21 protein-coding genes, 1 tRNA gene and 3 pseudogenes are annotated in these 25132 nt (G+C 55.7%); 20 read left to right on the top strand and 5 right to left on the bottom strand.

All coding sequences use genetic code 11. The features are described 5' to 3' along the window. The first annotated feature begins 1 nt into the window (after position 1). A complete protein-coding gene (gene exbD, locus E0E17_RS04005) occupies positions 2-424 on the top strand; it encodes a TonB system transport protein ExbD (RefSeq protein WP_130831760.1) in 423 nt (140 codons plus the stop codon). Positions 425-499: 75 nt separating this feature from the next. Here exbD and E0E17_RS04000 read toward each other — a convergent pair whose 3' ends face one another. After that, positions 500-1393 (bottom strand): SDR family oxidoreductase, encoded by an 894-nt coding sequence (locus tag E0E17_RS04000; protein ID WP_130831758.1) that lies wholly within the window; start codon positions 1391-1393, stop codon positions 500-502. Between the two features lie 133 nt (positions 1394-1526). Between E0E17_RS04000 and E0E17_RS03995 the strand changes: the two are divergent. Beyond that, positions 1527-1816, top strand: a pseudogene (locus E0E17_RS03995) (citrate-proton symporter); the annotation flags it as partial. A gap of 51 nt (positions 1817-1867) precedes the next feature. Here E0E17_RS03995 and E0E17_RS03990 read toward each other — a convergent pair. Continuing rightward, positions 1868-2044, bottom strand: a pseudogene (locus tag E0E17_RS03990) (spore coat protein U domain-containing protein); the annotation flags it as partial. After that, complete coding sequence (locus tag E0E17_RS03985) at positions 1966-2178, bottom strand: hypothetical protein (protein ID WP_439654641.1); 213 nt, start codon at positions 2176-2178, stop codon at positions 1966-1968. The gene E0E17_RS03985 and the pseudogene E0E17_RS03990, both read right to left, overlap by 79 nt. A 535-nt stretch (positions 2179-2713) precedes the next feature. Here E0E17_RS03985 and E0E17_RS03980 point away from each other — a divergent pair. The 3 genes from E0E17_RS03980 (at position 2714) to E0E17_RS03970 (ending at position 8516) form a co-directional block, all read left to right on the top strand. After that, on the top strand, positions 2714-4789 hold the full coding sequence (locus E0E17_RS03980) for a putative bifunctional diguanylate cyclase/phosphodiesterase (protein WP_130831754.1): 2076 nt from the start codon (positions 2714-2716) through the stop codon (positions 4787-4789). A gap of 150 nt (positions 4790-4939) precedes the next feature. After that, positions 4940-7027: a putative bifunctional diguanylate cyclase/phosphodiesterase gene (locus E0E17_RS03975; RefSeq protein ID WP_130831752.1), complete on the top strand. Its 2088-nt coding sequence runs from the start codon at positions 4940-4942 to the stop codon at positions 7025-7027. Between the two features lie 76 nt (positions 7028-7103). Beyond that, positions 7104-8516, top strand: a complete 1413-nt coding sequence (locus E0E17_RS03970; RefSeq protein WP_130831750.1) for an aminotransferase-like domain-containing protein — start codon at positions 7104-7106, stop codon at positions 8514-8516. Here the strand turns inward: E0E17_RS03970 and E0E17_RS03965 are convergent. Continuing rightward, on the bottom strand, positions 8513-8995 hold the full coding sequence (locus tag E0E17_RS03965; RefSeq protein ID WP_130835459.1) for a YlaC family protein: 483 nt from the start codon (positions 8993-8995) through the stop codon (positions 8513-8515). The genes E0E17_RS03970 and E0E17_RS03965 overlap by 4 nt on opposite strands. 264 nt (positions 8996-9259) lie before the next feature. Here E0E17_RS03965 and E0E17_RS03960 point away from each other — a divergent pair, with 264 nt between their 5' ends. The 13 genes and pseudogenes from E0E17_RS03960 (at position 9260) to E0E17_RS03900 (ending at position 22037) form a co-directional block, all read left to right on the top strand. Further along, positions 9260-9862 carry a hypothetical protein gene (locus tag E0E17_RS03960; RefSeq protein ID WP_130831748.1) on the top strand — a complete coding sequence of 201 codons (603 nt, stop codon included), beginning with the start codon at positions 9260-9262 and terminating at the stop codon, positions 9860-9862. Positions 9863-10103: 241 nt separating this feature from the next. Then, on the top strand, positions 10104-12188 hold the full coding sequence (locus E0E17_RS03955) for a putative bifunctional diguanylate cyclase/phosphodiesterase (protein ID WP_130831746.1): 2085 nt from the start codon (positions 10104-10106) through the stop codon (positions 12186-12188). A 289-nt stretch (positions 12189-12477) separates the two neighbouring features. Further along, entirely contained in the window at positions 12478-14067 is a 1590-nt protein-coding gene (gene prfC / locus E0E17_RS03950) for a peptide chain release factor 3 (protein WP_130831744.1), read from the top strand. A gap of 262 nt (positions 14068-14329) precedes the next feature. After that, on the top strand, positions 14330-14947 hold the full coding sequence (gene osmY / locus E0E17_RS03945; protein WP_130831742.1) for a molecular chaperone OsmY: 618 nt from the start codon (positions 14330-14332) through the stop codon (positions 14945-14947). A 193-nt stretch (positions 14948-15140) separates the two neighbouring features. Beyond that, positions 15141-15302, top strand: a complete 162-nt coding sequence (locus E0E17_RS03940) for a DUF1328 domain-containing protein (protein WP_065426276.1) — start codon at positions 15141-15143, stop codon at positions 15300-15302. 50 nt (positions 15303-15352) lie between these two features. Then, positions 15353-15535, top strand: a complete 183-nt coding sequence (locus tag E0E17_RS03935; protein WP_130831738.1) for a CsbD family protein — start codon at positions 15353-15355, stop codon at positions 15533-15535. A 10-nt stretch (positions 15536-15545) separates the two neighbouring features. Beyond that, positions 15546-16124, top strand: a pseudogene (locus E0E17_RS03930) (patatin family protein); the annotation flags it as partial. An 81-nt stretch (positions 16125-16205) separates the two neighbouring features. Next, entirely contained in the window at positions 16206-16976 is a 771-nt protein-coding gene (locus tag E0E17_RS03925) for a TatD family hydrolase (RefSeq protein ID WP_130831736.1), read from the top strand. 341 nt (positions 16977-17317) lie between these two features. Beyond that, a complete protein-coding gene (gene deoC, locus E0E17_RS03920) occupies positions 17318-18097 on the top strand; it encodes a deoxyribose-phosphate aldolase (protein ID WP_130831734.1) in 780 nt (259 codons plus the stop codon). 74 nt (positions 18098-18171) lie between these two features. Beyond that, positions 18172-19494: a thymidine phosphorylase gene (gene deoA / locus E0E17_RS03915; RefSeq protein ID WP_130831731.1), complete on the top strand. Its 1323-nt coding sequence runs from the start codon at positions 18172-18174 to the stop codon at positions 19492-19494. A 105-nt stretch (positions 19495-19599) separates the two neighbouring features. Then, positions 19600-20823, top strand: a complete 1224-nt coding sequence (gene deoB, locus E0E17_RS03910; protein WP_130831729.1) for a phosphopentomutase — start codon at positions 19600-19602, stop codon at positions 20821-20823. Between the two features lie 65 nt (positions 20824-20888). Continuing rightward, a complete protein-coding gene (gene deoD, locus E0E17_RS03905; protein ID WP_130831727.1) occupies positions 20889-21608 on the top strand; it encodes a purine-nucleoside phosphorylase in 720 nt (239 codons plus the stop codon). A gap of 353 nt (positions 21609-21961) precedes the next feature. After that, positions 21962-22037, top strand: a tRNA-Phe gene (locus tag E0E17_RS03900). 180 nt (positions 22038-22217) lie between these two features. Here E0E17_RS03900 and E0E17_RS03895 read toward each other — a convergent pair. Beyond that, the gene (locus E0E17_RS03895; RefSeq protein WP_237680815.1) at positions 22218-23150 is read right to left on the bottom strand and encodes an oxidoreductase; all 933 of its coding nucleotides are present in this window, start codon (positions 23148-23150) and stop codon (positions 22218-22220) included. Here E0E17_RS03895 and E0E17_RS03890 point away from each other — a divergent pair. Then, on the top strand, positions 23103-23420 hold the full coding sequence (locus E0E17_RS03890) for a hypothetical protein (protein ID WP_130831723.1): 318 nt from the start codon (positions 23103-23105) through the stop codon (positions 23418-23420). The genes E0E17_RS03895 and E0E17_RS03890 overlap by 48 nt on opposite strands. 378 nt (positions 23421-23798) lie before the next feature. Then, positions 23799-25109, top strand: coding sequence for an MFS transporter (locus tag E0E17_RS03885; protein WP_130831721.1), 1311 nt, complete (start codon positions 23799-23801; stop codon positions 25107-25109). The last annotated feature ends 23 nt before the right edge of the window (positions 25110-25132 follow it).

Raw genomic sequence — 25132 nt, 5'->3', positions numbered from 1 at the left:
TATGGCGATGCGATTAAAAGACGATCTGGAAAGCGACGGCGAAATGCATGAAATTAACGTGACGCCGTTTATCGACGTGATGTTAGTGCTGCTGATTATCTTTATGGTCGCGGCGCCGCTGGCAACGGTCGATGTGCGCGTTAATCTGCCCGCGTCCACCAGTGCGCCTCAGCCGCGCCCGGAAAAACCGGTCTACCTGTCAATCAAAGCGGATAAGCAACTCTATGTCGGTAATGATGCCGTCGCCAAAGAGAATCTGGTGCAGGTGCTGACGCAGCAGACGGAAGGCAACAAAGAGACCACCATCTTTTTCCAGGCGGACAAATCGGTTGATTATGAAACCCTGATGGCAGTGATGGACGAACTGCGCAGTGCCGGTTATCTCAAGATCGGTCTGATGGGGATGGAAAGCGTGCGTAAATAGCGCTGTCGCAGCAAAACAGCAGGGCGACCCAGGGGTCGCCCTTTTTTATGGCTGCAGTGCCCGCAGAGCGGCGAATTAACTCAGGTGCTCGCCGCCGGTCACGCCATGCACTTCGGCTGTTACGTAACTCGATTCCTGCGAGGCGAGATAGACATACACACCTGCCAGTTCAGCTGGCTGACCTGCACGTTTCATCGGCGTCTGCTGACCAAAGGTCGGCAGTTTTTCCTGCGGCTGACCGCCAGTCACCTGCAGCGCGGTCCAGATGGGACCCGGGGCCACTGAGTTTACGCGAATACCTTTCTCAGCCACCTGTTTGGCCAGCCCCCGGGTAAAGTTGAGGATTGCCGCTTTTGTTGAGGCGTAATCCAGCAGCGTCGGACTCGGCTGGTAGGCCTGAATCGAGGAGGTGGTGATAATTGAGCTGCCCGCTGGCAAATGCGGGATAGCGGCTTTGGTGATCCAGAACAGAGAGAATACGTTGGTTTCATAGGTCGCGCGAAACTGCTCGGTGCTCAGCTCAGTAATATCGCTGACCGCCGTCTGTTTACCCGCCACCAGCGCCAGAATATCGAGTCCGCCCAGCTGTTCGCGCGCCTCTTTCACCAGTTTTTCACAGAACGCCTCATCCCGCACATCCCCTGGCAGCAATACCACTTTGCGTCCCGCTTCGCGCACCAGCTGCGCTACTTCATCGGCATCGCGCTGCTCTTCTGGCAGGTAGGAAAGCGCAACATCTGCGCCTTCACGCGCATAGGCGATGGCGGCAGCGCGGCCAATACCGGAGTCTGCACCGGTGACCAGCGCTTTACGTCCTTCCAGACGGCCGGTACCACGGTAAGTTTTTTCACCGCAGTCCGGCACGGGGGTCATATCGGCCTGAATACCTGGCGTCGGCTGCTGCTGCTTATCATATTCACCGTGATAATACTGAGTAAGCGGATTCTGCATCTTGTATTGATCACTCATGTTTCCTCCTTGTCAGTTAGCGTCGTTCTACAGGTTTAAGGCTAGGTGACGAGAGGCTGCTGTCCAGTTTATTCCTGCGCTTTCTCCGTAATGAGGGTCATCATGGACAGATTCTGTACACTGTCAGACGATTGCCTCATTGATGCTGACGCTGATGTTGTCTGGCGCAGGCTTTCTGATGCGTCCGCCGGGAGCGATTGTGTCGGGCACGTATATTGACCATCGGGCCGTCTGCTGCAGGGCTTCTCTGTCGGGATGGAACTGGACGGTGTCTCAGTCTATCTGGCGGAGGTGGCACCCACCGGGCGTAAGGGCTGTTATGTCAGTTGGCAGTCAGATCGTCAGCAGAACGCCATGATTTTCTCTGCGCTGCCGGGGACGGCGCAGCGGCGCTCTGTGTCCGACGGGCAATTTACTGACTGGATGCATGGTAAAGCAGTAGCGGGCGCGGTACAGCAGCGCGGAGGTCAACGCTTAAAAGGTCACATCCACTACCACGCTGTCGCGGTAGTTTCCCGGCGGCGGCGTGCTCTGGCTGGTCAGAATGCGCACGGTGTAGTTGTAGCCGCGCGTTAATCCATCACTGCTAAGGCTGGTTGAGGTTGTGCTGCTCCACCGTTCGCTGCCCGTAGCTCCCCAGCGATTGTTGCTGGCTGGCCATTTACCAGGCAACCGGTGGTGAGCGTCAGGGTCGCGTTGATGGTGCCGGTGGTGGTCGCCGCAAAGCTAACAACAGAGGTGCCCGCGCTCAGGCTTGCGGCCAGCAGAAAAAGCTTGAGTTTCATAATCAATCCTTAACGATTATTGGTATTCAGTGCTTTTTCGCCAGGTGACACTTTGAAAGGGCAAACCAAAACCTTGAGGTTTCATCCCTGAGTCAGGGCTAACATCTAATAATAGTAAGAAAATTCCTAAGCCTGCTGGCGGGGCTTCCTGTTAGCTTTCTTTACTATAGAGCAGGAAAAAAGAAAGCGTAGCCCTGCGACTAAAAAAATCGCTAATCAATGGGCAACCCGCGCCGATAACCTAATTTCTTCAATGCGTTGCTGCAGTTAAAAAAAACGCCGGGAGAAAGTTTTCGTCCTCTATCGCCAGCTCAGGTTCAATGATATGTTCCTGTATTAATTAGTTCTGGTTATAAATTACTGTGCTGAGCATAAGCATGAAAATAAAACCCCCACCAGTGCCACGGACTTTTCTCTGACCCCGAAAAGCATTGTGAAAGCGTTTTCAACCTGACGGCCGTATGCCCCGGGTACGCTTTATCAGGCCTATTGCCAACACAGCCCTGTTCACTGGTGGGCAGGTGAGGAGTTGTACATGTTGCTGGTTACCTGGGACAACGTTCTGGTTAGCGTTTCCCTGATTGTTGCTTCTATTGCGTCCTTTACCGCCCTGGATACCGCCGGACGCGTTGTCAGTTCCCGGGGCTGGCTCGCTCGCCTGTGGCTGCTGGGCGGCGGTAGTGCAATGGGCATTGGTATCTGGGCCATGCACTTTATTGGCATGCTGGCGATGAGATTGCCCGTGGGCATGCGCTACGATATTAAACTGACCTGCCTGTCGCTGATCATCGCTATTGTGGCCTCGGTGCTGGCACTCGGTCAGGTGGTGAAGGGGGCCTGGCTTTCTCCCCGACGCCTGCTGTTGGGCACCTTTATTCTCGGCACTGGTGTGGTTTGTATGCATTTTACCGGCATGGAAGCGCTGCTGATTACGCCATCCATTCTGTGGGATTTGTCGCTGGTTGCGCTCTCTGTGGTCATCGCCTTTGCCGCTTCCGGCACCGCGCTCTGGCTGGCCTTTCACCTGCATCAGGGCGAAAAAGGCTCTCTGCTGATGCGGGCCCTCGCGGCGCTGGTGATGGGGATCGCTATTGCCGGTATGCATTATGTTGGCATGGCGGCAGCACAATTTACGGCACCCGCCAGCATGATGCCTCACGGCGTCAGCGTGGAGGGGCTCGCCGTTTGGGTCTCGATTGTCACCCTCACTATCCTCGGCCTGACGCTGCTCTCCTCTATGCTGGATGCGCAACTGCGCGCTGCGCGTCTCGCGGCGCGTCTGAGGCATGCGAACCAGGAACTGCGTCAGTTGGTGATGCATGACACCCTCACCGCCTTACCGAACCGGGTACAGCTTGAGCAGCAATTGTCGGTCAATATCAAGCACGGTACGCTATACGATGGCACTTTTGCCTTGATGTTTATGGACCTTGATGGCTTTAAGGCGGTCAACGACACCTGGGGACATCATGTGGGCGATCTGCTGCTGATAGCGGTGGCGGAGCGCCTGCGTGCGCAGCTGAATGAAGACGCGATGCTGGCACGGCTGGGAGGCGACGAATTCGTTTTGCTGGTGCCGGGTAGCGATGCCGACAGCGCGGGCGCGCAGGCGCAACGTCTGGTTGCCGCTATTGATGCGCCTTTTGAACTGGAATGCTATTCGCTGCGGGTGTCGCTGAGCGTCGGCATTGCTCTTTTTCCATTACATGGCCGCACTATGCAAGATCTGATGCTTCATGCCGACTCGGCGATGTATCATATCAAGCAGAGCGGTCGTAACGGCTGGTGTCTGTTTGAACCGGCGATGAGAGTCATGGCGCAACATCAGCTGGAACTGGCGAATGAGCTCTGGCGGGCGCTGGAGCACCAGGAGATGAAGCTGTTTTATCAGCCAAAGTTTAGCTCCAGCAACAGTGCCCTGATGGGATTTGAAGCGTTGCTGCGCTGGCAGCATCCGACGCGCGGCCTGCTGATGCCGGATATATTTCTGCCCCATGCGGAAAAAACCGGACAGATTGTCGCGCTCGGCAACTGGGTGATCAACGAAGCCTGCAGCCAGCTGAAACGCTGGCACAGAGAAGGGCATACCCACTGGACGGTTTCGGTTAATCTTTCCGCGCTGCAGTTCCATCAGCGCGATCTGGTTGAAACCGTACGCCAGGCATTAAAACGGCATCAGCTGACCGCAGCAGGTCTGACGCTGGAGATAAGCGAAGCCATTGCCATGCGCGACCCTCAGTTCAGTCAGCGGCTTATTGGTGAGCTGCACCGGCTGGGCGTGACGGTAGCTATTGATAATTTTGGCATCGGTTATGCCAGCCTGCTCCATCTGAAACATTTTGATGCCAGCGAGCTGAAAATCGATCGTAGCTTTATTAATAAGCTGCGCGCCAACAGTGAGGATGCGACGGTGGTGAGCGTGATGCTGTCGCTGGCGCAAAGCCTGAACCTGCGTATGGTCGCCGAAGGGGTAGAAACAGAAGAGCAGCAGCGTCTGTTAACCGGGCTGGGGTTCGATGTCCTGCAGGGCTATCTGCTGGGCAAGCCGACGCCGGCCGAAAGTATCAATACCTTTACCGCGACGGCGGGTGAGCCTCTGGTCAGCGGCTGATAAACGGGGTAAACGCTGAGACTGTGATCATTTCCATCAGCGGATCCCTGAATGCTTTCACTGCGCAGCCGATAATTTAAACAATCGTTTACCGTCACGCTTTTTAAACGCTTATTTGCTGCTCTGGCAGCTGCTTACGGGAACTCTGGAATGTTAGTGCCCACCTATGATGCTTTCATTGTTATCGTTTCCCTGCTGGTTGCTGTTCTCGCCTCTTTCACCGCACTGAATATGGCGGGACGCGTAGCGCAATCGACCGGCAAGGTTGCTTTATTCTGGCTCGCAGGCGGCGGTTTTGCGATGGGAACCGGCATCTGGGCAATGCACTTTATCGGCATGCTGTCGATGAACCTTAGCATGACCATAAGCTACAACGTCCCGCTGAACGCCCTTTCTATGGTGATTGCGATAGGCGCGGCGATATTTGCGCTCTGGCTGGTGTGCCATGCTGAATTGCCTTTCAGACGGTTGTGCGGCGGGGCGCTGGTATTAGGCTGTGGCGTGGCCGGAATGCATTACACCGGTATGGCGGCGCTGATGCTCAGTCCCGGAATTGTCTGGAATGGTTGGTGGGTAGCTACTTCACTGCTGATTGCACTGGTGGCTTCCGGCACGGCGCTCTGGCTGGCATTTAAACTCCGTGACGGTGCCAGCCATGCCAAATTGCTGCGGCTGGGCGCGGCGCTGGTGATGGGAGCTGCCATTGCCGGTATGCATTATGTCGGCATGGCAGCGGCGGGCTTTCCGCTGCACAGCCACACCACCCATCAGGGAGTTAATAATAACTGGCTGGCGATGCTGGTCACGGTGGTCACCCTGGCAATCCTTAGCATCACGCTGTTAGTCTCCATGCTGGATGCCCGCATGCAGGCGCGCACCGCCATGCTGGCGCGCTCGCTGGCCGAGGCGAACCGTGAACTGGCCCAGCTGGCGCTACATGATAACCTGACGCGTCTGCCGAACCGCATCCTGCTGGAAGATCGGCTGACGCAGGCGATCGGTAAAGCGCAGCGCGAGCAGTTGCGCTTCGCCCTGATGTTTATGGATCTCGACGGCTTCAAGGCGGTGAATGACGCCTTTGGCCATCATGTAGGCGACAATCTGCTGATCGCCGTGACGGAACGCATGAACGAGACGCTGAAAGGGCATTACACCCTGGCGCGACTGGGAGGCGATGAATTTGTTCTGTTGCAGGAGATTAATGATCCTGATGACGCGGCAGCGATTGCCGACAGCCTGGTGCGCGCCATTCAGACTCCTTTTACCCTCGCGCGTTATGAACTGATGGTGTCTCTCAGTATCGGTATCGCGGTCTATCCCGACGACGGTCAGGATGAGCGCGAGCTGATGTTTAATGCCGATGCGGCGATGTATTACACCAAAAACAGCGGCCGCAACGGCTACCACTTTTTCCAGCCGTCAATGAATACTCAGGCGCAGAACCAGCTACAGTTGAGCAACGATCTCTGGCATGCGCTGGAGCACCATGAGCTGCGTCTGTTCTATCAGCCGAAGTATGACGCGCCTGACGGGCCGCTTATCGGCTTTGAGGCACTGCTGCGCTGGCAGCATCCGGTACGGGGATTGCTGCTGCCGGATGATTTTCTGCCGCTGGCGGAGAAGACCGGTATGATTGTCAATATTGGCAACTGGGTGATCAACGAAGCCTGCCGTCAGCTACACAGCTGGCATATGCAGGGGCATCCGCACTGGTCGATGGCGGTGAACCTCTCGGCGTTACAGTTTGAGCAGAGCAATCTGGTAGAGATCGTGACCCGGGCGCTGGCGCAGCACCAGGTGCCGGCGCAGCTGCTGACGCTGGAAGTAACGGAGAGCACCGCCATGCGTAACCCGGACGAGAGCGTGCGTATTCTGACCGAACTGGCTACGCTTGGCGTTAAAGCCTCAATTGATGATTTCGGTACCGGCTACTCCAGTCTGCTGTACCTGAAGCGGCTACCTGCCAGCGAACTGAAAATCGATCGTGCTTTTGTGCATGAACTGCGCGGAGAAACGGAAGATGCCACTATCGTGACGGCAATTGTCGCTCTGGCGCGTTCGCTGAACCTGAAAGTGGTGGCGGAAGGGGTAGAAACCCAGGAGCAGCAGGCCTTCCTTACCGGACTTGGCTGCAATACGCTGCAGGGTTTTCTGTTGGGCAAACCGCTTCCGCCCGAAGGGATCGGTGAACTGACAGAGATGACGGTCATGGCAGCCACTGAACCTGTGCTCTCCTGAAAAGGCGGGGCGTTTGGCTCCGCTCAGGTTTGCACGATATACTCACCCCCCTTATCTGGCGATCCGATCATAAGTCATGGCCAAATACCAACAGCTGGTGCAGCAAATTCAGCAACAGATCGATGCCCATGTCTGGCAGCCGGGCGAGAAGTTGCCGTCACTGCGCCAGCAGGTAGAGCAGAGCGGGTTGAGCCTGATGACGGTGATGCGCGCCTATGAGGTGCTGGAAGGACAGGGCTGGATAGTTTCGCGGCCGCAATCGGGCTATTACGTTGCGCCGCGGGTGCAGGCGCTTGTCGGCGGACCCTATCCTCCCATGGAGCTGACGGAAAATGTCGATATTAACCGCGCGGTGTTTGATGTGTTACAGGCCAGCCGTGATCCCGCCATTGTCCCCTTTGGCTCTGCCTTTCCCGATCCGGAACTCTTTCCTCAGCGTCAGCTGATGCGCAGTCTGATTAGCGTTTCCCATAGCCTGAAGCCAGAGGATGCCATCAACAATCTGCCGCCGGGCAACGAGGCACTGCGCAAATTGCTGGCGCAGCGTTATGCCCAGCAGGGCATCACGGTGTCGCCGGATGAAATTGTGATCACCAATGGAGCGATGGAGGCACTGAATCTCAGCCTGCAGGCGGTAACGGAGCCGGGAGACTGGGTGGTGATTGAAAATCCCGCCTTTTATGGCGCGCTGCAGGCGATTGAGCGGCTGAAGCTGAAGGTGGTGGCCATCGCCACCGATCCCCGTGACGGCATCGATCTGGCGCAGCTGGAGGAGGCGCTTCAGCGCTGGCCGATTAAAGCCTGCTGGCTGATGACTAACCAGCAGAATCCGGTGGGCTTTACTCTGAGCCGCGCGCGCAAGCAGCAGGTGGTAGAAATGCTGGCAGCACATCAGGTGGCGCTGATTGAAGATGATGTCTACAGCGAACTCTGGTTCGGTGAAGAGAAGCCGCTGCCCGCCAAAGCTTTTGACCAGCAGGGCAGGGTCTTTCACTGTGGCTCATTCTCGAAAAATCTGGTGGCGGGCTTTCGCGTCGGCTGGGTAGCGGCTGGACGCTATGCGCGTCGTGTTCAGCGCCTGCAGCTGATGAGCACCATTTCCACCAGCGCGCCCATGCAACTGGCGATTGCTGATTTCCTCGCCACGCGTCGCTACGACAGCCATCTCAAACGTCTGCGTCAGACACTGGAGAAGCGCAAACAGCTGGCACGGCAAGCGTTGCGCCGTGCGCTACCTGCTGCCGCGCGTATTAATGAGTCAGAAGGGGGCTATTTTCTCTGGATTGTGCTTCCGGAGAAGGTCGATACGAGCCTGCTTTATCATCAGGCGCTGGCGTGCGGCATCAGTATCGCGCCGGGCCATCTCTTTTCATCAGGAGAACAGTTCAGACACTGTTTTCGTTTTAATACCGCCTGGCCGTGGAATGAGAAGGCCGAGGCGGCAGTTGAAACGCTGGGGACGCTGATACAGCAGCTTATGGAAGATTAGACTTGCGAGGCCTGTTTATGGCCCCAGGTCAGATAGTAGATATCGTAGAAATCCACTTCGCCTTTTTGCGCCAGCAGGCGCTGAATCCCGCTTTTTACCCGCTCGGGCGTTTCAGGATTATTCATAATTGCCGCCACGCCCGCTTCCGAAACCGGACGGATGTAATACCACTCACCGTTGTAACAGACGCGCAGATCGAGCGCATCAATATCCTCAAACCGGTACCGGGGATTGATATCCAGCAGCATCAGAAAACTCATCACCAGCACAAACAGGGTGGCAAACCAGAACGCCGGCCAGCCCAGCATGTCAGTGGTGAAAATCAGCGCCACACACAGGCCGTAGCAGAGATACATGACGGCCCACAAGCCAGGGTGATTTTTCAGAAAATTTAAGCTGAAGCGCGGCCGGTTATCGCGTTTTTCTTCACGATTCAGCCGGTCTATTTCATCAAGCAGGATTTGTTTAATGGCTTCCATCATATACCTCACAGTTATGAGGCTTATTTAATCATGTAACAGATGAAAAGTGCAGAGACAGATTCGCTCCACTTTTTTATAACAGTTGCCCGAAAAAAGCGGCGCAGCCAGCTTATGGACGGGTCATTATCAGAATTGTTATAGTATTATTTATTTTTGGTTAAACAATATAATAAGTTAAGTTAATTCAGGCGCTCTGTGCCAGCGACAAAGCTATCTCGCTTTGCCACACTAAGCAGAGCATGGCTAACCGGAGAATCCTTCATGGCCGTTCCTTCCTGTTCTCTGCTTATGATGATGTCTTTTGCCGCAGGCACCTTTTCTGCTGGTGCCTCAACCAATCCACAACACCTGATGCTGGCTACCCCGGATAATGGGGTGCCGAATAACCCGTTGCCGCTGATTATCTGGCCGCGTGTGGTGCCTGCTGAAGAGGAAGATGTCGCCAGTTGGTTTGAAACCACTTTCGCCCAACATGGCTGGCCGCCAGCCTGGCGTTACCCGATTTTTCCTTACACTCATTATCATCCCAATACTCATGAGTTACTTGGCGTCGGCGCAGGCTGGGCAGAAGTGCTGTTTGGCGGCGATAACGGACGCATGGTGACCTTACGGGTAGGAGATGCGGTACTGATCCCGGCCGGAGTAGGACATAAACAGATCAGTGCCAGTGAAGATTTTTTCTGTGTGGGTGCTTACCCGCAGGGCCTGGAGCCGCAAACCGAGCGCGATCGGCTGGAGAAGCTGAAGGTATCGCAGGAACAGATCAGGCGCGTAGCAGTGCCAGCCAGCGATCCCTTCGAGGGTAAAGAAGGCGCGATGACAGCTATCTGGGGACCGGTCATTAATCAGCTCGCCCGCCGTTAAGCGTGCGTATCCTTTTGCCCGGCGAATATCCGCCGGGCAACCTGCGCTGCCCGATGTAAAATCCCGACCTTATTGCCACGCTTCGTTGCGCCTTTTCCGCCCCGGCCAGTCGGGTCATCACTAACTTGCATAAACGTAGCGAAAGCGCTTGTTAATCGGACATTTTTACGTTTAATTCATTACTGGATTAAGGGGCTTTCGTTGACACAGCTTATTACCAGGGCAGTAGCAGGCAAAAACTATGGATAACAATGCTGACGTAATGTATCGGCTGCTCGTCCAGAGCGTGACCGACTATGCGATTTATATGCTTACCCCCGATGGCATCGTGGCGAACTGGAATATGGGGGCGCAACGCGCGAAAGGCTACCGTGCGGAGGAGATCCTCGGGCAGCACTTCTCGCTGTTTTACAGCGCGCAGGAACGGCAGATGTGTACGCCAGACGCCAATCTCGGCATTGCCCTGAAAACAGGACGCTTCGAGGATGAAGGCTGGCGCTACCGCAAAGATGGCAGCGCCTTCTGGGCCCATGTGATCATTGATGCTATACACAATGAGCAAGGAAAACTGCTCGGCTTCGCTAAAATTACGCGGGATATTACCGAGCGGCGTGAAAGCGAAATGCAGCTGATGCGCGCCCGGGATCTGGCGGAAGCGCAAAGCGCTCAGCTCGCATCAGTCTCCAGATTTCTCGACAATATTATTGAGAACATTCCTTCCTGCGTGCTGGTCGAGGATGCCATTACGCGTGAAATCCTGCTGGTTAACGACAAGGCGGAGCAGCTGTTCGGGCTCGCCAGAAACCTGCTGCTGCATAAACGCCCACACGAATGTATGTCCCCCGAACTGAGTGACTATTTTAACAACCTGGCGGATATCGCACTGCGTAACGAGGGGGTGCATCAGCGCGAGCAGCTGCTGCTGACCCCCAACGGTGAACGTATGTTACATACGCGAGCCACCGCCATTTCCGGCCAGGATGCGCGACAAAATTATGTGATGCTGATTGTGGAAGATGTGACCGATCAGCGCGCCGCCGATGCGCGTATTTATCATATGGCGCATCATGACAACCTGACCAGCCTGCCGAACCGTATTCTTTTCCGTCAACGCCTGAGCGAAGCGCTGCGCAGTGATAGCCGCAGCAACCTGTTGACCGCCACCTTCTGTCTTGACCTCGATAATTTCAAGAACGTCAACGACGCGCTGGGACATCAGGTCGGCGATGGGCTGCTGCAGGCGGTAGCGAAACGCCTGCGTCACAGCCTGCGTGATCAGGATACCCTGGCACGCATCGGCGGCGATGAGTTCGCCATTGTGCTGCCCGCCCTCAGCCAGCGGGAGGAGGCGGGCCAGATTGCCCGGCGGTTGATTGAGACCATTCGGCAGCCGATCAATGTAGAAGGACATTCTCTGAGCGTGGGGCTGAGCGTCGGCATCGTGCTGACCGACATCACCAGTCTGAATACGCCTGAACAGATGCTGCGCTGCGCCGACATGGCGCTCTATGAGGCAAAACGCAACGGCCGCGATCGTTATGAATACTATACGCTGGCGATGGATGAGCAGGCGCATAACCGACGCGTTATTGAAAACGATCTGCGCGATGCGATCAGCAGTCAGCAGCTGAAACTCTATTACCAGCCGATCACCAACGGCGATCAGTCCTCGATTATCAGCTACGAGGCGCTGATGCGCTGGCATCATCCGGTGAAAGGCGTGATTATGCCGGATAACTTTATCCCGGTGGCGGAAGAGACCGGGCTGATCCATATGCTGGGGGCCTGGGCGTTATATGAAGCCTGTCGCGAAGCCGCCAGTTGGGAAGGAAAGCAATCGGTATCGGTCAACCTTTCATCGCTGCAGTTCAAAAACAGCGCGCTGCTGTCGGTGGTGGAGGGCGCCCTGCAGTCATCCGGGCTGGAGCCGCAGCGACTGGAGGTGGAGATCACTGAATCGGTGCTGCTGGATGATACACTGGGCAATATCCGTATTCTGAAAAGCCTGAAAGCGCTTGGCGTGCAGATTGCTCTGGATGACTTTGGCACCGGCTACTCTTCCCTGAGCTACTTACGCTCTTTTCCCTTTGATAAAATCAAGATTGATAAGTCGTTTATCAACGATATGGGCGACAGCCGCGAGGCACTGGCGATTATTCGCGCCATCACCGGCATGAGCCGTAGCCTGGATATTCAGATCACCGCAGAAGGAGTAGAAAACACTGACCAGTTCATCCGACTGCGCGAGGAGGGCTGTACGCTGTTCCAGGGCTATCTGTTTGGTCGCCCGCAACCTTCGGAACAGCGGCTGAAAGTCCTCTCTTAAAAGCGGATGCGGCTTAATACGTAAAGGGCCCCTGCCAGGGCGTCTCATGCGGGTGCGCGTAGCTGGCCGTAGTCCTGCAGACGGAATTATTGTATGCTATGCCGCCTTTATGTTTACCAGGTAACCGGGAATCGCCGCCAGTGTAAAATTGCAGCCAACCCGTCGGTTGTGGAGGATAGCGCCACGCCCGGCACCGTTTACCTGCCGGTGACGCACACCGGCCTACGTGATTTATCGGCGCTGTTGCCTGTGAAGCAGTGAAACAGCGCCCCAACTGAAGAACTCACTCATGTCTAATGCTTCCTTTTTACAAGAGGTGGCGCGCCGCCGTACCTTCGCGATCATTTCGCACCCGGACGCCGGTAAAACCACCATCACCGAGAAAGTGCTGCTTTTCGGACAGGCGATTCAGACCGCCGGTACGGTAAAAGGCCGCGGCTCCAGCCAGCACGCCAAATCGGACTGGATGGAGATGGAGAAACAGCGCGGTATCTCCATTACCACCTCCGTGATGCAGTTCCCCTATCGTGACAGCCTGGTTAACCTGCTGGATACGCCGGGACACGAAGACTTCTCGGAAGATACCTATCGTACGCTGACCGCCGTGGACTGCTGTCTGATGGTGATCGACGCCGCGAAAGGGGTTGAGGATCGTACCCGTAAGCTGATGGAAGTGACGCGTCTGCGCGACACGCCTATCCTCACCTTTATGAACAAGCTCGACCGTGATATTCGCGATCCTATGGAACTGCTGGATGAGGTGGAGAACGAGCTGAAAATCGCCTGTGCGCCCATCACCTGGCCGATCGGCTGCGGCAAGCTGTTTAAAGGGGTATATCATCTGTACAAAGATGAAACCTACCTTTATCAGTCTGGTCAGGGCCATACCATCCAGGCGGTGCGCACAGTGAAAGGGCTGGATAACCCGGAGCTGGACAGTGCCGTCGGCGAAGAGCTGGCCGCGCAGCTGCGTGAAGAGCTGGAACTGGTCAAGGGTGCGTCGCACGAATTTGAACAGGAAGCCTTTTTGCAGGGTGAAATCACGCCGGTGTTCTTCGGTACGGCGCTGGGTAATTTTGGTGTCGACCATATGCTGGATGGCCTGGTGTCCTGGGCACCCGCGCCGATGCCGCGTAAAACGGACGTGCGTATCGTAGAAGCGCACGAAGAGAAGTTCAGCGGCTTCGTGTTTAAGATCCAGGCCAACATGGATCCGAAACACCGCGATCGCGTGGCGTTTATGCGTGTTGTTTCCGGTAAATATGAGAAAGGCATGAAGATGCGCCAGGTGCGTCTCGGTAAAGATGTGGTGATCTCCGATGCGTTAACCTTTATGGCGGGTGACCGTTCGCATGTGGAAGAGGCCTGGCCGGGCGATATTATCGGGCTGCATAACCACGGCACCATTCAGATCGGCGACACCTTTACTCAGGGCGAAAACATGAAGTTCACCGGGATTCCGAACTTCGCGCCGGAGCTGTTCCGTCGTATTCGCCTGCGCGATCCGCTGAAGCAGAAACAGCTGTTGAAAGGGCTGGTACAGCTGTCGGAAGAGGGCGCGGTACAGGTATTCCGTCCGGTACATAATAACGATCTGATTGTTGGCGCGGTCGGCGTGCTGCAGTTTGATGTGGTTGTGGCGCGCCTGAAGAGCGAATATAACGTTGAAGCGATCTATGAATCGGTTAACGTGGCCACGGCACGCTGGGTCGATTGCGATGATGTGAAGAAATTCGACGAATTTCAGCGCAAGAATGAAGTCAACCTGGCGCTGGATGGCGGTGATAACCTGACCTATATCGCCCCGACCATGGTGAACCTCAACATCACTCAGGAGCGCTATCCTGAAGTGACTTTCCGCAAAACGCGCGAACATTGATCCTGCCTTGATTTACAGGGCCTGCAACTGATGCTGGCCCTGTTTTGCCGCTTACAGACTCCTCTTAAAAACACTGTTTTTTCTCTTTTTCGCTGCTATTTCAACCAGAAAAGCCTGCGAAACGGGAAATGCCGACTATGATTATTCTGTCGGACGGTGAAGTTAGCGAAATCGCTTTCTTGCCGTCAGTTCCGCAACAGCATGGTTTGCTGTTGCCGCGCCCATAGTTGTGGGTGAGTTAATTGACAGAAGGAAGATATCGATGAATAAGACTAAGATTGCCCAAACCCTGATGGCTGTAATGGTAGGTTCTGCCCTGCTGAGTGGCTCTGCCCTGGCAGAAGAGGCTTCCATGACGCAAAAAGCGCAACAGACGGCGGACAGCGCGGGTGCGAAAATCGATAGCTCTATGAAAAAAGTCGATGGGTTTATGGATGACAGCGCTGTTACAGCTAAAGCCAAAGCGGCTCTGGTTGATGATGAGACCATTAAAAGCACAGATATTTCCGTTGAAACCGAGAAGGGCGTAGTCACGCTGAGCGGTTTCGTTTCTTCCCAGGATCAGGCTGAAAAAGCGGTAGCGCTGGTGAAGAAAGTGGAAGGAGTAAAATCTGTCAACGACAAAATGCATGTCAAAGATGAGCAGAAACAGTCTGCGAAAGATTATGCGGACGATGCCGCAACCACCAGCAAAATTAAAGCTAAGTTTTTAACCGATGACATCGTGCCTTCACGTAATGTGAAAGTGGAAACCACCAATGGCGTGGTGCAGTTATCAGGCACGGTAGAAAATCAGGCACAGTCTGAACGAGCGGAAAGCATTGCGAAATCCATTGAAGGCGTGAAAAGCGTTAAAAACGATCTGACCGTTAAGTCTTAATAGCGTATCCGGCGCGGCCTCTGTGTGAGGCCGCACAATAAGACACTATCCGCATGGCGGACAACCCTTATTTACCCCGTTATCTTTCAGGTTGCGTTGGTAGAGGTTTTGCCTGCGTGTCTGCTATCTGAAGCAGCGCGGGTGCGGAGATGAAACAAGCAGTTCGATTTTCACTATGGTAAAGGAGAGGCTTATGTTTCGTTGGGGTATTATCTTTCTGGTTATTGCATTGATCGCGGCAGCATTAGGTTTTGGTGGTCTGGCCGGTACGGCAGCCTGGGCCGCTAAAGTCGTCTTTGTCGTCGGTATTATTCTGTTTCTGGTCAGCCTGTTTACCGGCCGCAAACGACCCTGACCTTCAGGTCGCTTTATATCACGCATTATCAGCAAAAGCGGAGACCAGTCATGAACAACGACATCGTTGCAGGCAAATGGAAACAATGGAAAGGCCAGATGTGGTTGTTATGGGCGGAATGGTTTGATTCTGATTCCGCCTGGTTGACAGGAAACAGTGACTGGTTCTCCGGCATGCTGCAGGAAGACTACGGAAAAGCACAACAGCGCGTCCCGGAGCACAAGCAAAACTGAGGAATGCACTGTGGGCATACGCATTCCGGTGACGCCCGGCGCTGTGGATCCTTTGACACTCAAATCCTTTCAAACCAGCAAACTCGCTCTGGACTGTGAAGGCGGCGACCAACACGGTATCTTTACCGCTGGCGTGCTCAATGCGGATCAACAGGCAAACTTCAATCCTTTTCAGCCGCTGCCTGACACCTCAGCCGGCGCGCAAAATCTCCCGGCCTACGTTTGTACCCAGCCAGGTTATGCCAGGCAGGTTATTACCCATTACACCGCCAGCAAACGGTTTTATGATCCTCTGCACTTTATGCGTGGCGGCGATTTAATTGATCCGGACTGGCGGGTGGCTATCATCCAACAGGCGCTGCCGCTGGTGCCGGGGGCTGCTGAAAATGTTTGCCAGCGGACGTGATTTCTACATATGCGACTGCCGCAGCAACGATGACAGTGCACACTATTTTTTTGCCCCGCTCAGCAGCAACTGGCATGATATCATCAGAGCCAGCAGCGCGATTCCCGGCGTGGATCTGGCGTGCATCAGCTATTTTGTAGCGGCATCAGCAATAACAATTCGGTGCGTGAGGCCACCTGCCGCCGCCAATGTGCCCCGGCATCACTCTCTGCGTATGCCACCACTGGCCGACAACGATGGCGATTATGATAAAGGTTCACGGGCATGAAATTTATTGATACCCATTGTCATTTCGATTTCCCCCCCTTTACTGGCGATGAAGCGCCGAGCCTGGTGCGGGCGGCGGCGGCAGGCGTAGAAAAACTGATTGTCCCTGCGGTGGATGCCAGCGGTTTTCAACCGTTACTGGCACTGGCGGCGCAGCATCCGGCGATCTATATCGCGCTTGGTCTGCATCCTATCGCCATTGATCAGCATCAGGAAGCGCATCTGGAACATCTGGAGGCGCAACTGCAACAGCCGCCGGCGAAGCTGGTCGCGATCGGCGAGATCGGACTCGATCTCTACATGAATAATCCCTGCTTTGACAAACAGGAGCGGCTGCTGGATGCGCAGCTGGCGCTGGCTCGCCGCTACGAGCTGCCGGTGATCCTTCACTCGCGCCGTACGCATGACAAGCTGGCCCTGCATTTACGCCGTCACGATCTGCCGCGTCGTGGCGTGGTGCATGGCTTTGCCGGCAGTCTGCAGCAGGCGCAGGCGTTTATTAAACTTGGCTACGCCATTGGCGTTGGCGGCACCATCACCTATGAGCGGGCGAGCAAAACGCGCAATACCATCGCGCAACTTCCATTGAGCGCTCTGCTGCTGGAGACCGACGCGCCAGATATGCCGCTGCACGGTTATCAGGGACAGCCCAATCGCCCTGAGCGCGCCCGTCTTGTCTGGCAGGCGCTGTGTGCCTTACGTCAGGAAAAGCCTGACGCGATTGCTGAAGCTCTTTACGCCAACAGTCAGCGGGTATTCCAGATTTAACAGCTGCCAGGATGCCGCTCTCTGAGGCAATCGGCTGCTTTTTCCCTGTCTGACGGAACCTTTGCTACCCTCAAAATAATCATTGCATGGTTGTCGCTCTGCGCGTGTCCGGGATGTGATAATTATCACATTCGGCTCGCCGCAGTCTTGTGCGGGAACGGTGCGCATCTGGGGAAAATACGTGATTTGTATCACTTATGATGTAAAATTGGTCTGTAAGATTTCAATTTTATGTGATGAGTGACGCAAATTTCCCCGGCGTCCATTGTTAGAATCGTCACATTCAGCCTGCCGTTGCGATCCGTTACGCGCGGTAAGACCCTGACCCTCTGGAGAGTAATATGAGTGAGATAACCGCTGCGGCGCTGCGCGCGCTAAAACTGATGGACCTGACCACCCTGAACGAAGATGACACCGATGAAAAAGTGATTGCGCTTTGCCGTCAGGCGAAATCTCCGGCAGGCAATACCGCAGCGATCTGCATCTATCCGCGTTTTATTCCTGTGGCGCGCAAAGCGCTGCGTGAGCAGGGTACGCCGGAGATCCGTATTGCGACTGTAACCAACTTTCCGCACGGCAGTGATGACATCGACATTGCGCTGGCAGAAACCCGTGCCGCCATTGCTTACGGCGCCGATGAAGTGGATGTGGTGTTCCCGTACCGTGCGCTGATTGCCGGCAATAATCAGGTCGGCTATGACCTGGTGAAGGCGTGCAAAGCAGCCTGTGCTGAGGCGGATGTGCTGCTGAAAGTGATTATCGAAACCGGAGAGCTGAAAGAGCCCGCGCTGATCCGGCAGGCGTCTGAAATCGCTATCGATGCCGGTGCCGACTTTATCAAAACCTCGACCGGTAAAGTAGCGGTGAACGCGACGCCTGAAGTGGCGGAGATCATGATGACAGTTATCCGTGACAAAGGCGTGGCGCAGCAGGTGGGCTTCAAGCCAGCTGGCGGCGTGCGTACGGCAGAAGATGCTGCTCTCTATCTGGCGCTGGCTGACCGAATTCTCGGCAGCGACTGGGCCGATGCGCGTCACTTCCGCTTCGGCGCCTCCAGCCTGCTGGCAAGCCTGCTGAACGCGGCTGGTTATCAGGCCGAGACGGCAAAATCAGGCTACTGATTACCTTTCGGGCGGCGGCACCGCCGCCTGCACACAGCTACGTCATTAACTATCCCTGAATCAGGGGGGCAACCTTGTTTCTGCCACAAGAAATCATTCGCAAAAAACGTGATGGACATGCGCTCAGTGAAGAAGAGATCCGCTTCTTTATCAACGGGGTACGCGATAACAACGTCTCTGAAGGGCAGATTGCTGCGCTGGCGATGACCATTTACTTCCATGATATGACGCTGGCGGAACGCGTGGCGCTGACCATGGCGATGCGCGACTCCGGCACGGTGCTGAACTGGCGATCTCTGAATCTCAATGGTCCGGTGGTGGATAAGCATTCCACCGGCGGCGTGGGGGATGTCACTTCGTTGATGCTGGGGCCAATGGTTGCCGCCTGCGGTGGCTATGTACCGATGATCTCCGGACGCGGCCTCGGCCATACCGGCGGTACCCTCGACAAGCTGGAGTCGATTCCCGGCTTCGATATTTTCCCCAGTGACGAGCGTTTCCGGCAGATTATCAAAGAGATCGGTGTGGCGATTATCGGCCAGACCAACTCGCTCGCCCCGGCGGATAAACGCTTTTATGCCACACGTGATATTACCGCCACCGTTGACTCCATTCCGCTGATTACCGCTTCGATACTGGCGAAGAAGCTGGCAGAAGGGCTGGATGCGCTGGTGATGGATGTCAAAGTGGGATCCGGGGCCTTTATGCCCAGCTATGAACAGTCCGAGCTGCTGGCGCAGTCGATTGTCGGCGTGGCGAACGGCGCAGGCTGCAAAACCACGGCGCTGCTCACCGATATGAATCAGGTACTCGCCTCCAGCGCCGGTAATGCGCTGGAAGTGCGCGAGGCGGTACAGTTCCTGACCGGCACGGCACGCAATTCGCGTCTGCTGGAAGTGACGCTGGCGCTCTGTAGCGAAATGCTGCTTTCCGGTCAGCTGGCAGCCAGTGAAGCGGAAGCGCGTCAGAAGCTGATGCGGGTGCTGGATAATGGCCAGGCGGCAGAGGTGTTTGCGCGCATGGTAGCCGCGCAGAATGGCCCGTTCGATTTTATCGAACGCATCGACAGTTACTTACCGACCCCCATGCTGAGCAAAGCGGTATATGCCGATCGTCCCGGAATCGTCAGTGCCATGGATACCCGGGCGCTGGGAATGGCGGTAGTGGCGATGGGGGGTGGCCGTCAGCGCGCTACCGATACGATCGACTACAGCGTCGGCCTGAGCGATATGATTATGCTCGGTGAGCGGGCCGATGCGCAGCGGCCGCTGGCTGTGATCCATGCCGCCAGCGAAGCGCACTGGCAGCAGGCCGCTCAGGCGGTGCAAGCCGCGATTACGCTGAGCGACAGCGCGCCTGCTGCCACACCGGTCGTTTATCGCCGCATCAGCGAATAACACCTTTTGCGCACGTCTGCCTTAGGCCAGGCGCGGCGCAATCAGGTATACTGTTCTGATCGCATTTTTTTGACTTCTCATCGCGCAAAGACGCAGGAGACCAGCATGAAACGTGCATTTATTATGGTTCTCGACTCCTTCGGGATCGGCTCCAGCAAAGATGCCGACAAATTCGGCGACCATGGTTCAGATACGCTTGGCCACATTGCCGAAGCGTGCTTTAAGGGCGAAGCGGATATCAATCGCCAGGGCCCGCTGCATCTGCCTAACCTCACAGCGCTGGGGCTGGCGAAAGCTGCTGAGCTTTCTACCGGCCGCGTACCGCCAGGCATGGATGAAACAGCGGAGATTAAGGGTGCTTATGCCTATGCCAGCGAGATCTCCTCCGGGAAAGATACACCGTCAGGCCACTGGGAAATCGCCGGCGTGCCGGTGCTGTTTGACTGGGGCTACTTTAGTGACAAAGAGAACAGTTTTCCGCAGGCGCTGCTGGACAAGCTGGTGGAGCGCGCCGAACTGCCGGGTTACCTGGGCAACTGTCACTCCTCCGGGACGGTGATCCTTGATCAGCTCGGCGAAGAGCATATGAAAACCGGCAAACCGATTTTCTATACCTCCGCAGACTCGGTGTTCCAGATCGCCTGTCATGAAGAGACCTTTGGACTGGAGCGTCTCTACGCGCTTTGTGAAATCGCCCGTGAAGAGCTGACCGAAGGGGGGTATAACATTGGTCGCGTGATTGCCCGTCCGTTTGTCGGTGATAAAGCGGGGAACTTCGAGCGTACCGGTAACCGTCACGATCTGGCAGTCGAACCGCCGTCACCGACCATGCTGAAAAAGCTGGTGGATGAGAAGGGCGGCGAGGTGATTTCGGTCGGCAAAATCGCCGATATCTATGCGCAGCAGGGCATCACCAAAAAAGTGAAGGCCACCGGACTGGATGCGCTGTTTGATGCCACGATCGCCGAGATGAAGCAGGCACCGGACAATTCGATTGTCTTCACCAACTTCGTCGACTTCGACTCCACCTGGGGGCATCGTCGCGACGTGGCGGGGTATGCGGGTGGTCTGGAGCTGTTTGACCGTCGCCTGCCCGAGCTGATGGCGCTGGTGAAAGAGGATGATATTCTGATCCTGACGGCGGATCACGGCTGCGATCCTACCTGGAAAGGCACTGAGCATACGCGTGAGCATATCCCGATCCTGATCTATGGTCCGAAAGTGAAACCGGGTTCGCTCGGCTACCGTGAAACTTTTGCAGATATCGCCCAGACCATCGCACACTATTTTGGCCTTTCCGAAATGGAATATGGCAAAAGCATGCTGTAAAACAGCGACCACATTTTTTCCGGGCCGACGCAGGTCGGACCCGGCTTTGATAAGGATAAAGAGTCATGGCAACCCCTCATATTAATGCAGAAATGGGTGATTTCGCGGACGTGGTACTGATGCCGGGCGATCCGCTGCGCGCTAAACACATCGCAGAAACCTTCTTTGAGAATCCGGTAGAAGTGAACAATGTGCGTGGCATGCTGGCGTACACCGGGACCTATAAAGGCCGTAAAGTGTCGGTGATGGGCCACGGTATGGGTATTCCCTCCTGCTCCATTTACACCAAAGAGCTGATCACTGATTTCGGCGTGAAAAAGATTATCCGCGTAGGTTCCTGTGGTGCCGTGCGTGCCGACGTCAAACTGCGTGATGTGGTGATTGGTATGGGTGCCTGCACTGATTCCAAAGTGAACCGCATGCGCTTTAAAGACCACGACTTTGCCGCTATCGCTGATTTCGATATGGTACGTAACGCGGTCGATGCGGCCAAAGCGCTGGGCGTTGATGCGCGCGTGGGTAACCTGTTCTCTGCCGATCTGTTCTATACGCCGGATCCGCAGATGTTCGACGTGATGGAAAAATATGGCATTCTCGGCGTGGAGATGGAAGCGGCGGGCATCTATGGCGTGGCGGCAGAATTTGGCGCAAAAGCGCTGGCGATTTGCACCGTTTCTGACCATATCCGTACCCACGAACAGACCACCGCGGCAGAACGTCAGACCACCTTCAACGATATGATTAAAATTGCGCTGGAGTCCGTGCTGCTGGGCGACAACGCCTGATAGCTTGTTTCCCCTCTCCCGTCCGGGGAGAGGGGAAGATTACCCCCATCCTGATCGCTAAACGCCTCTTCACACGCAACATCCTCCTTCAGATCCCCTTATCCGCTGGATAAATTTTTGTTCAGGTGGCGCATGGGGCTGTTGGTTCTGATGAAGCTAATGACGACCAGATCAGGAATCAGAGAGGGTGGCTTAAGGCGGCTCTCACCGGGTGCTGACGGTCAGAAAAACCGCACCATTGCCGGGTTTTCACCACCTGATCGCGAAGATTGCTGCAAAAGACGGCAATCGCATTTCACCAGGTTGAAAAGCGTTTGACGTAAAACCGGCATTAGGGTTTAATGCGCCCCGTTGCCCGGATAGCTCAGTCGGTAGAGCAGGGGATTGAAAATCCCCGTGTCCTTGGTTCGATTCCGAGTCCGGGCACCACTTACATCGCAGCGCTGGTGAGAAATAAGATTTCTGACGGGCGTCTCAGGGAAAGTGGTGTTCAGGTAGAGCTGGTTGTATAAATAAATACATGGTCCAGTGATGAACAGACTAAAGCCCTGAAAAAAGCATCAGTTAACGCTGATGCTTTTTTTTCGTCTGTATATCTTATCCGCCCGGTTACCGGGTTGCTCGCGGGTAATCGGTGTAGCCACGCGCCCCGCCCTGATACCAGGTCTCCTGGTCTGAGGCTGCAAGGGCAACGCCATGCCGGAAACGTTCAACAAGATCGGGATTGGCGATGTAAGGAGTACCAAATGACACCAGATCAGCCTCACCTCGGTTAAGCACTGCCCGGGCGCTCTCTGCGGTAAAACCCCCGTTCGCCATCAGCAAACCGTCATAGAACGGGCGAAAATATGCCGTTGTGCCCGGGTTAAGCGCGGCAACTGGCGTATCCTGCAGGTCTCCAACCGGATGCTGGAACTGCAGGTATGCAAGCTTCAGGTTTGACACCTGCGAGACCAGATATTGATAAGTGGGCAGCGTTTGTGCCGTCGGCTGCAGTCTGCCAGGACTAACACCAGGGCTCAGCTTGAGGCCGATGCGTCCCGGACGCCATTCAGCAATCATCGCTTCCAGCACCTCGAGCACAAAGCGGGCGCGGTTTTCAATACTGCCACCATAGCGGTCCTCCCGCAGATTGAACTCGTCATGTAAAAATTCCGGGATCAGATAACCCATGGAGCCGTGCAGCTCGACACCATCAAAACCGGCCTTTTGGGCCAGCCGTGTCGCATGTGCATAATCTCCAATCGTGCGCGCAATATCGCCGGGCGTCATTGCCCTGGGGATCGGGGATGTTTTGAAACCGTCCGGCGTGAACACCGGCTGTTCGACGCTGACGGCCGATGGTGCCAGCGGCAACTTGCCGCCATGCAGATCAGGATGCGAAACCGCACCACAGTGACCAATCTGTACGAAAATACGGCCGCCTGCAGCATGTACCGCCTCGGTCACCCGCTTCCAGCCTTCGACCTGCTTCTCGTTGAACAGGCCTGGCACATGAATCGCGCCAATCGCCTCCGCACTCGGCCAGGTTCCCTCAGTCAGAATCAGTCCTGCAGAGGCGCGCTGGCGGTAGTATTCAGCCTGGTACGTCCCGACAACTCAGCGCCCGCTGAGGTCGAACAGGCGCTTTCAGGTAACCTCTACGACTGTATTGTCATCGGTGGCGGCATCCGCCTGGCGCAGAACAGCGTGCCAGTTTTTGAAGCTATTCTCGCTAAGATTCGTCAGACTGCACCCGACACGCCGGTTGCGTTTAACCACTCCCCGGAAACCAGCCTTGCCGCAGCGCAGCGCTGGATTAAAGCTTCCTGACTCTCCCGCAACCGTCCCTGATTACTTTACACCGGGGACGGTTGGTTTTTCCCCCGGTCACAGCAGTTGCGGGCGACCTCAGCCAGGTTAACTATGGACGTTGCAGGTCAGATAGCGCATACATTACTGCCATGCATTTCTTTTCACCCGTCACTTTCTACGCCAGATGATGTCACCTTAGTGCAGCGACAGAGCCGTCTGAAAAACATGACGCGCAGACGCCATCCGGAAGCCGGGCTGTCTGTTTGCGTCAGGTTCGCCGCAGGCGACAGCACAACGAAATCGTGGTAAATCAGAGGAATGGAAGACGGATGAAGGCCCGTGTGCAGTCAGAGGCCAGAGACGTCTTATCACTTACCTTTACCTGAGAGATTGCCGATGCAAAATCCTCAACACCCCCTTATTGCCCAAAAACGCGCGCTGATAGCCGGGTCAGTGGGTAACTTTATTGAGTGGTACGAATTTGCGGTTTATGGTTTTCTCGCCACGCTGATCGCCCAGAATTTCTTTCGTCTGCAGGGCGAGGCGGAGCTGACCGGGATCATCCTGACCTACGCCTCCTTTGCCATCGCCTTTTTCTTTCGTCCGCTGGGCGCCATTGTTTTTGGTCGCATGGGAGACCGGATCGGACGTAAGCCGACCCTGGTGTTCGTGCTGGTGATGATGACGCTGGCCACGGTAGCATTAGGGCTGGTGCCCACTTACGCCAGCATTGGCGTGGCCGCGCCGTTGATCGTTACCGGGCTGCGTATTCTGCAGGGGCTGTTTGCCGGGGGCGAATATGGTGGGGCCGTGTCATTAATGACCGAGTTTGCACCGCGCGGCAAACGGGGCCTGTTCGGCGCCTGGCAATCATTCACGGTGGCGCTCGGGTTGCTGACCGGGGCTGGCATTGTGGCCTTGCTGTCTGCTTTGTTGAGCCATGAGGAGATGCTGAGCTGGGGCTGGCGTATTCCGTTCTTCCTGGCGCTGCCTCTGGGTGGGGTCGCTCTCTGGTTGCGCTTACATATGGAAGAAACCCCCGCTTTCCTGCAGCAGAAAAAAAACGAGGCCACCCGGCCGCAGCAAGAAAAAGCCCCGGTGGGAGATAACGTGAAAACCATCCTGAGCGGTATCTGCCGGGTGATGGTCTGGTCGGCAGCGGGCTATACCTACCTGGTGATTATGCCTACCTATCTTCAGTCTTCACTGCATACCGGATTTAACCAGGCGCTGCTAATCGCCGTTATCTCTAATCTGGGTTTTGCCACGACCATCATACCGGCAGGAATACTCAGTGATAAAATGGGTCGTCGCACGGTAATGATAGCGGCCGCCGTACTTCTGCTGGTGCTGGCGCTGCCCCTGCTTCATATTCTGCAGGCGGAATCGTCGACGCTGCTGACAAAGGGTATAGTTGTCTTTATCGCGGGCAGCCTTGTGGGGCTGCTGGCGGGGCCGGGTCCAGCCATGTTGTCAGAAATGTTTCCTACCCGCGTACGCTATACCGGACTTGGGCTGGCTTATTCACTCTCAAATGCTGTCTTTTCGGGCTGTGCCGGTCTGATTATCACCGGCCTGATTCAGCAAACCGGCAATCTGGATATCCCGGCCTGGTATGTGATGGCGACAGCCGTGGTCAGTATCGTTGCGCTGTTAACGCTGAATAAAGACGATCACCTGCGTGCGCTGGATGAAGAGACTGCCTGACAGGCAGAGGCGATAAAGGCGGC

The organism is [Erwinia] mediterraneensis (assembly GCF_900604315.1).
GTDB classification, from domain to species: Bacteria; Pseudomonadota; Gammaproteobacteria; order Enterobacterales; family Enterobacteriaceae; genus Pantoea; species Pantoea mediterraneensis_A.
The sequence above is the reverse complement of the archived record's forward strand: the minus strand, read 5'-3'. Positions and strand labels throughout refer to the sequence as shown.

Excerpts from the sequence above, each read along its gene's own strand:
- exbD (WP_130831760.1), top strand. The coding sequence starts at position 2 with ATGGCGATGCGATTAAAAGACGATCTGGAAAGCGACGGCGAAATGCAT.
- E0E17_RS04000 (WP_130831758.1), bottom strand. The coding sequence starts at position 1,393 with ATGAGTGATCAATACAAGATGCAGAATCCGCTTACTCAGTATTATCAC.
- E0E17_RS03985 (WP_439654641.1), bottom strand. The coding sequence starts at position 2,178 with ATGAAACTCAAGCTTTTTCTGCTGGCCGCAAGCCTGAGCGCGGGCACC.
- E0E17_RS03980 (WP_130831754.1), top strand. The coding sequence starts at position 2,714 with ATGTTGCTGGTTACCTGGGACAACGTTCTGGTTAGCGTTTCCCTGATT.
- E0E17_RS03975 (WP_130831752.1), top strand. The coding sequence starts at position 4,940 with ATGTTAGTGCCCACCTATGATGCTTTCATTGTTATCGTTTCCCTGCTG.
- E0E17_RS03970 (WP_130831750.1), top strand. The coding sequence starts at position 7,104 with ATGGCCAAATACCAACAGCTGGTGCAGCAAATTCAGCAACAGATCGAT.
- E0E17_RS03965 (WP_130835459.1), bottom strand. The coding sequence starts at position 8,995 with ATGGAAGCCATTAAACAAATCCTGCTTGATGAAATAGACCGGCTGAAT.
- E0E17_RS03960 (WP_130831748.1), top strand. The coding sequence starts at position 9,260 with ATGGCCGTTCCTTCCTGTTCTCTGCTTATGATGATGTCTTTTGCCGCA.
- E0E17_RS03955 (WP_130831746.1), top strand. The coding sequence starts at position 10,104 with ATGGATAACAATGCTGACGTAATGTATCGGCTGCTCGTCCAGAGCGTG.
- prfC (WP_130831744.1), top strand. The coding sequence starts at position 12,478 with ATGTCTAATGCTTCCTTTTTACAAGAGGTGGCGCGCCGCCGTACCTTC.
- osmY (WP_130831742.1), top strand. The coding sequence starts at position 14,330 with ATGAATAAGACTAAGATTGCCCAAACCCTGATGGCTGTAATGGTAGGT.
- E0E17_RS03940 (WP_065426276.1), top strand. The coding sequence starts at position 15,141 with ATGTTTCGTTGGGGTATTATCTTTCTGGTTATTGCATTGATCGCGGCA.
- E0E17_RS03935 (WP_130831738.1), top strand. The coding sequence starts at position 15,353 with ATGAACAACGACATCGTTGCAGGCAAATGGAAACAATGGAAAGGCCAG.
- E0E17_RS03925 (WP_130831736.1), top strand. The coding sequence starts at position 16,206 with ATGAAATTTATTGATACCCATTGTCATTTCGATTTCCCCCCCTTTACT.
- deoC (WP_130831734.1), top strand. The coding sequence starts at position 17,318 with ATGAGTGAGATAACCGCTGCGGCGCTGCGCGCGCTAAAACTGATGGAC.
- deoB (WP_130831729.1), top strand. The coding sequence starts at position 19,600 with ATGAAACGTGCATTTATTATGGTTCTCGACTCCTTCGGGATCGGCTCC.
- deoD (WP_130831727.1), top strand. The coding sequence starts at position 20,889 with ATGGCAACCCCTCATATTAATGCAGAAATGGGTGATTTCGCGGACGTG.
- E0E17_RS03890 (WP_130831723.1), top strand. The coding sequence starts at position 23,103 with ATGAATCGCGCCAATCGCCTCCGCACTCGGCCAGGTTCCCTCAGTCAG.
- E0E17_RS03885 (WP_130831721.1), top strand. The coding sequence starts at position 23,799 with ATGCAAAATCCTCAACACCCCCTTATTGCCCAAAAACGCGCGCTGATA.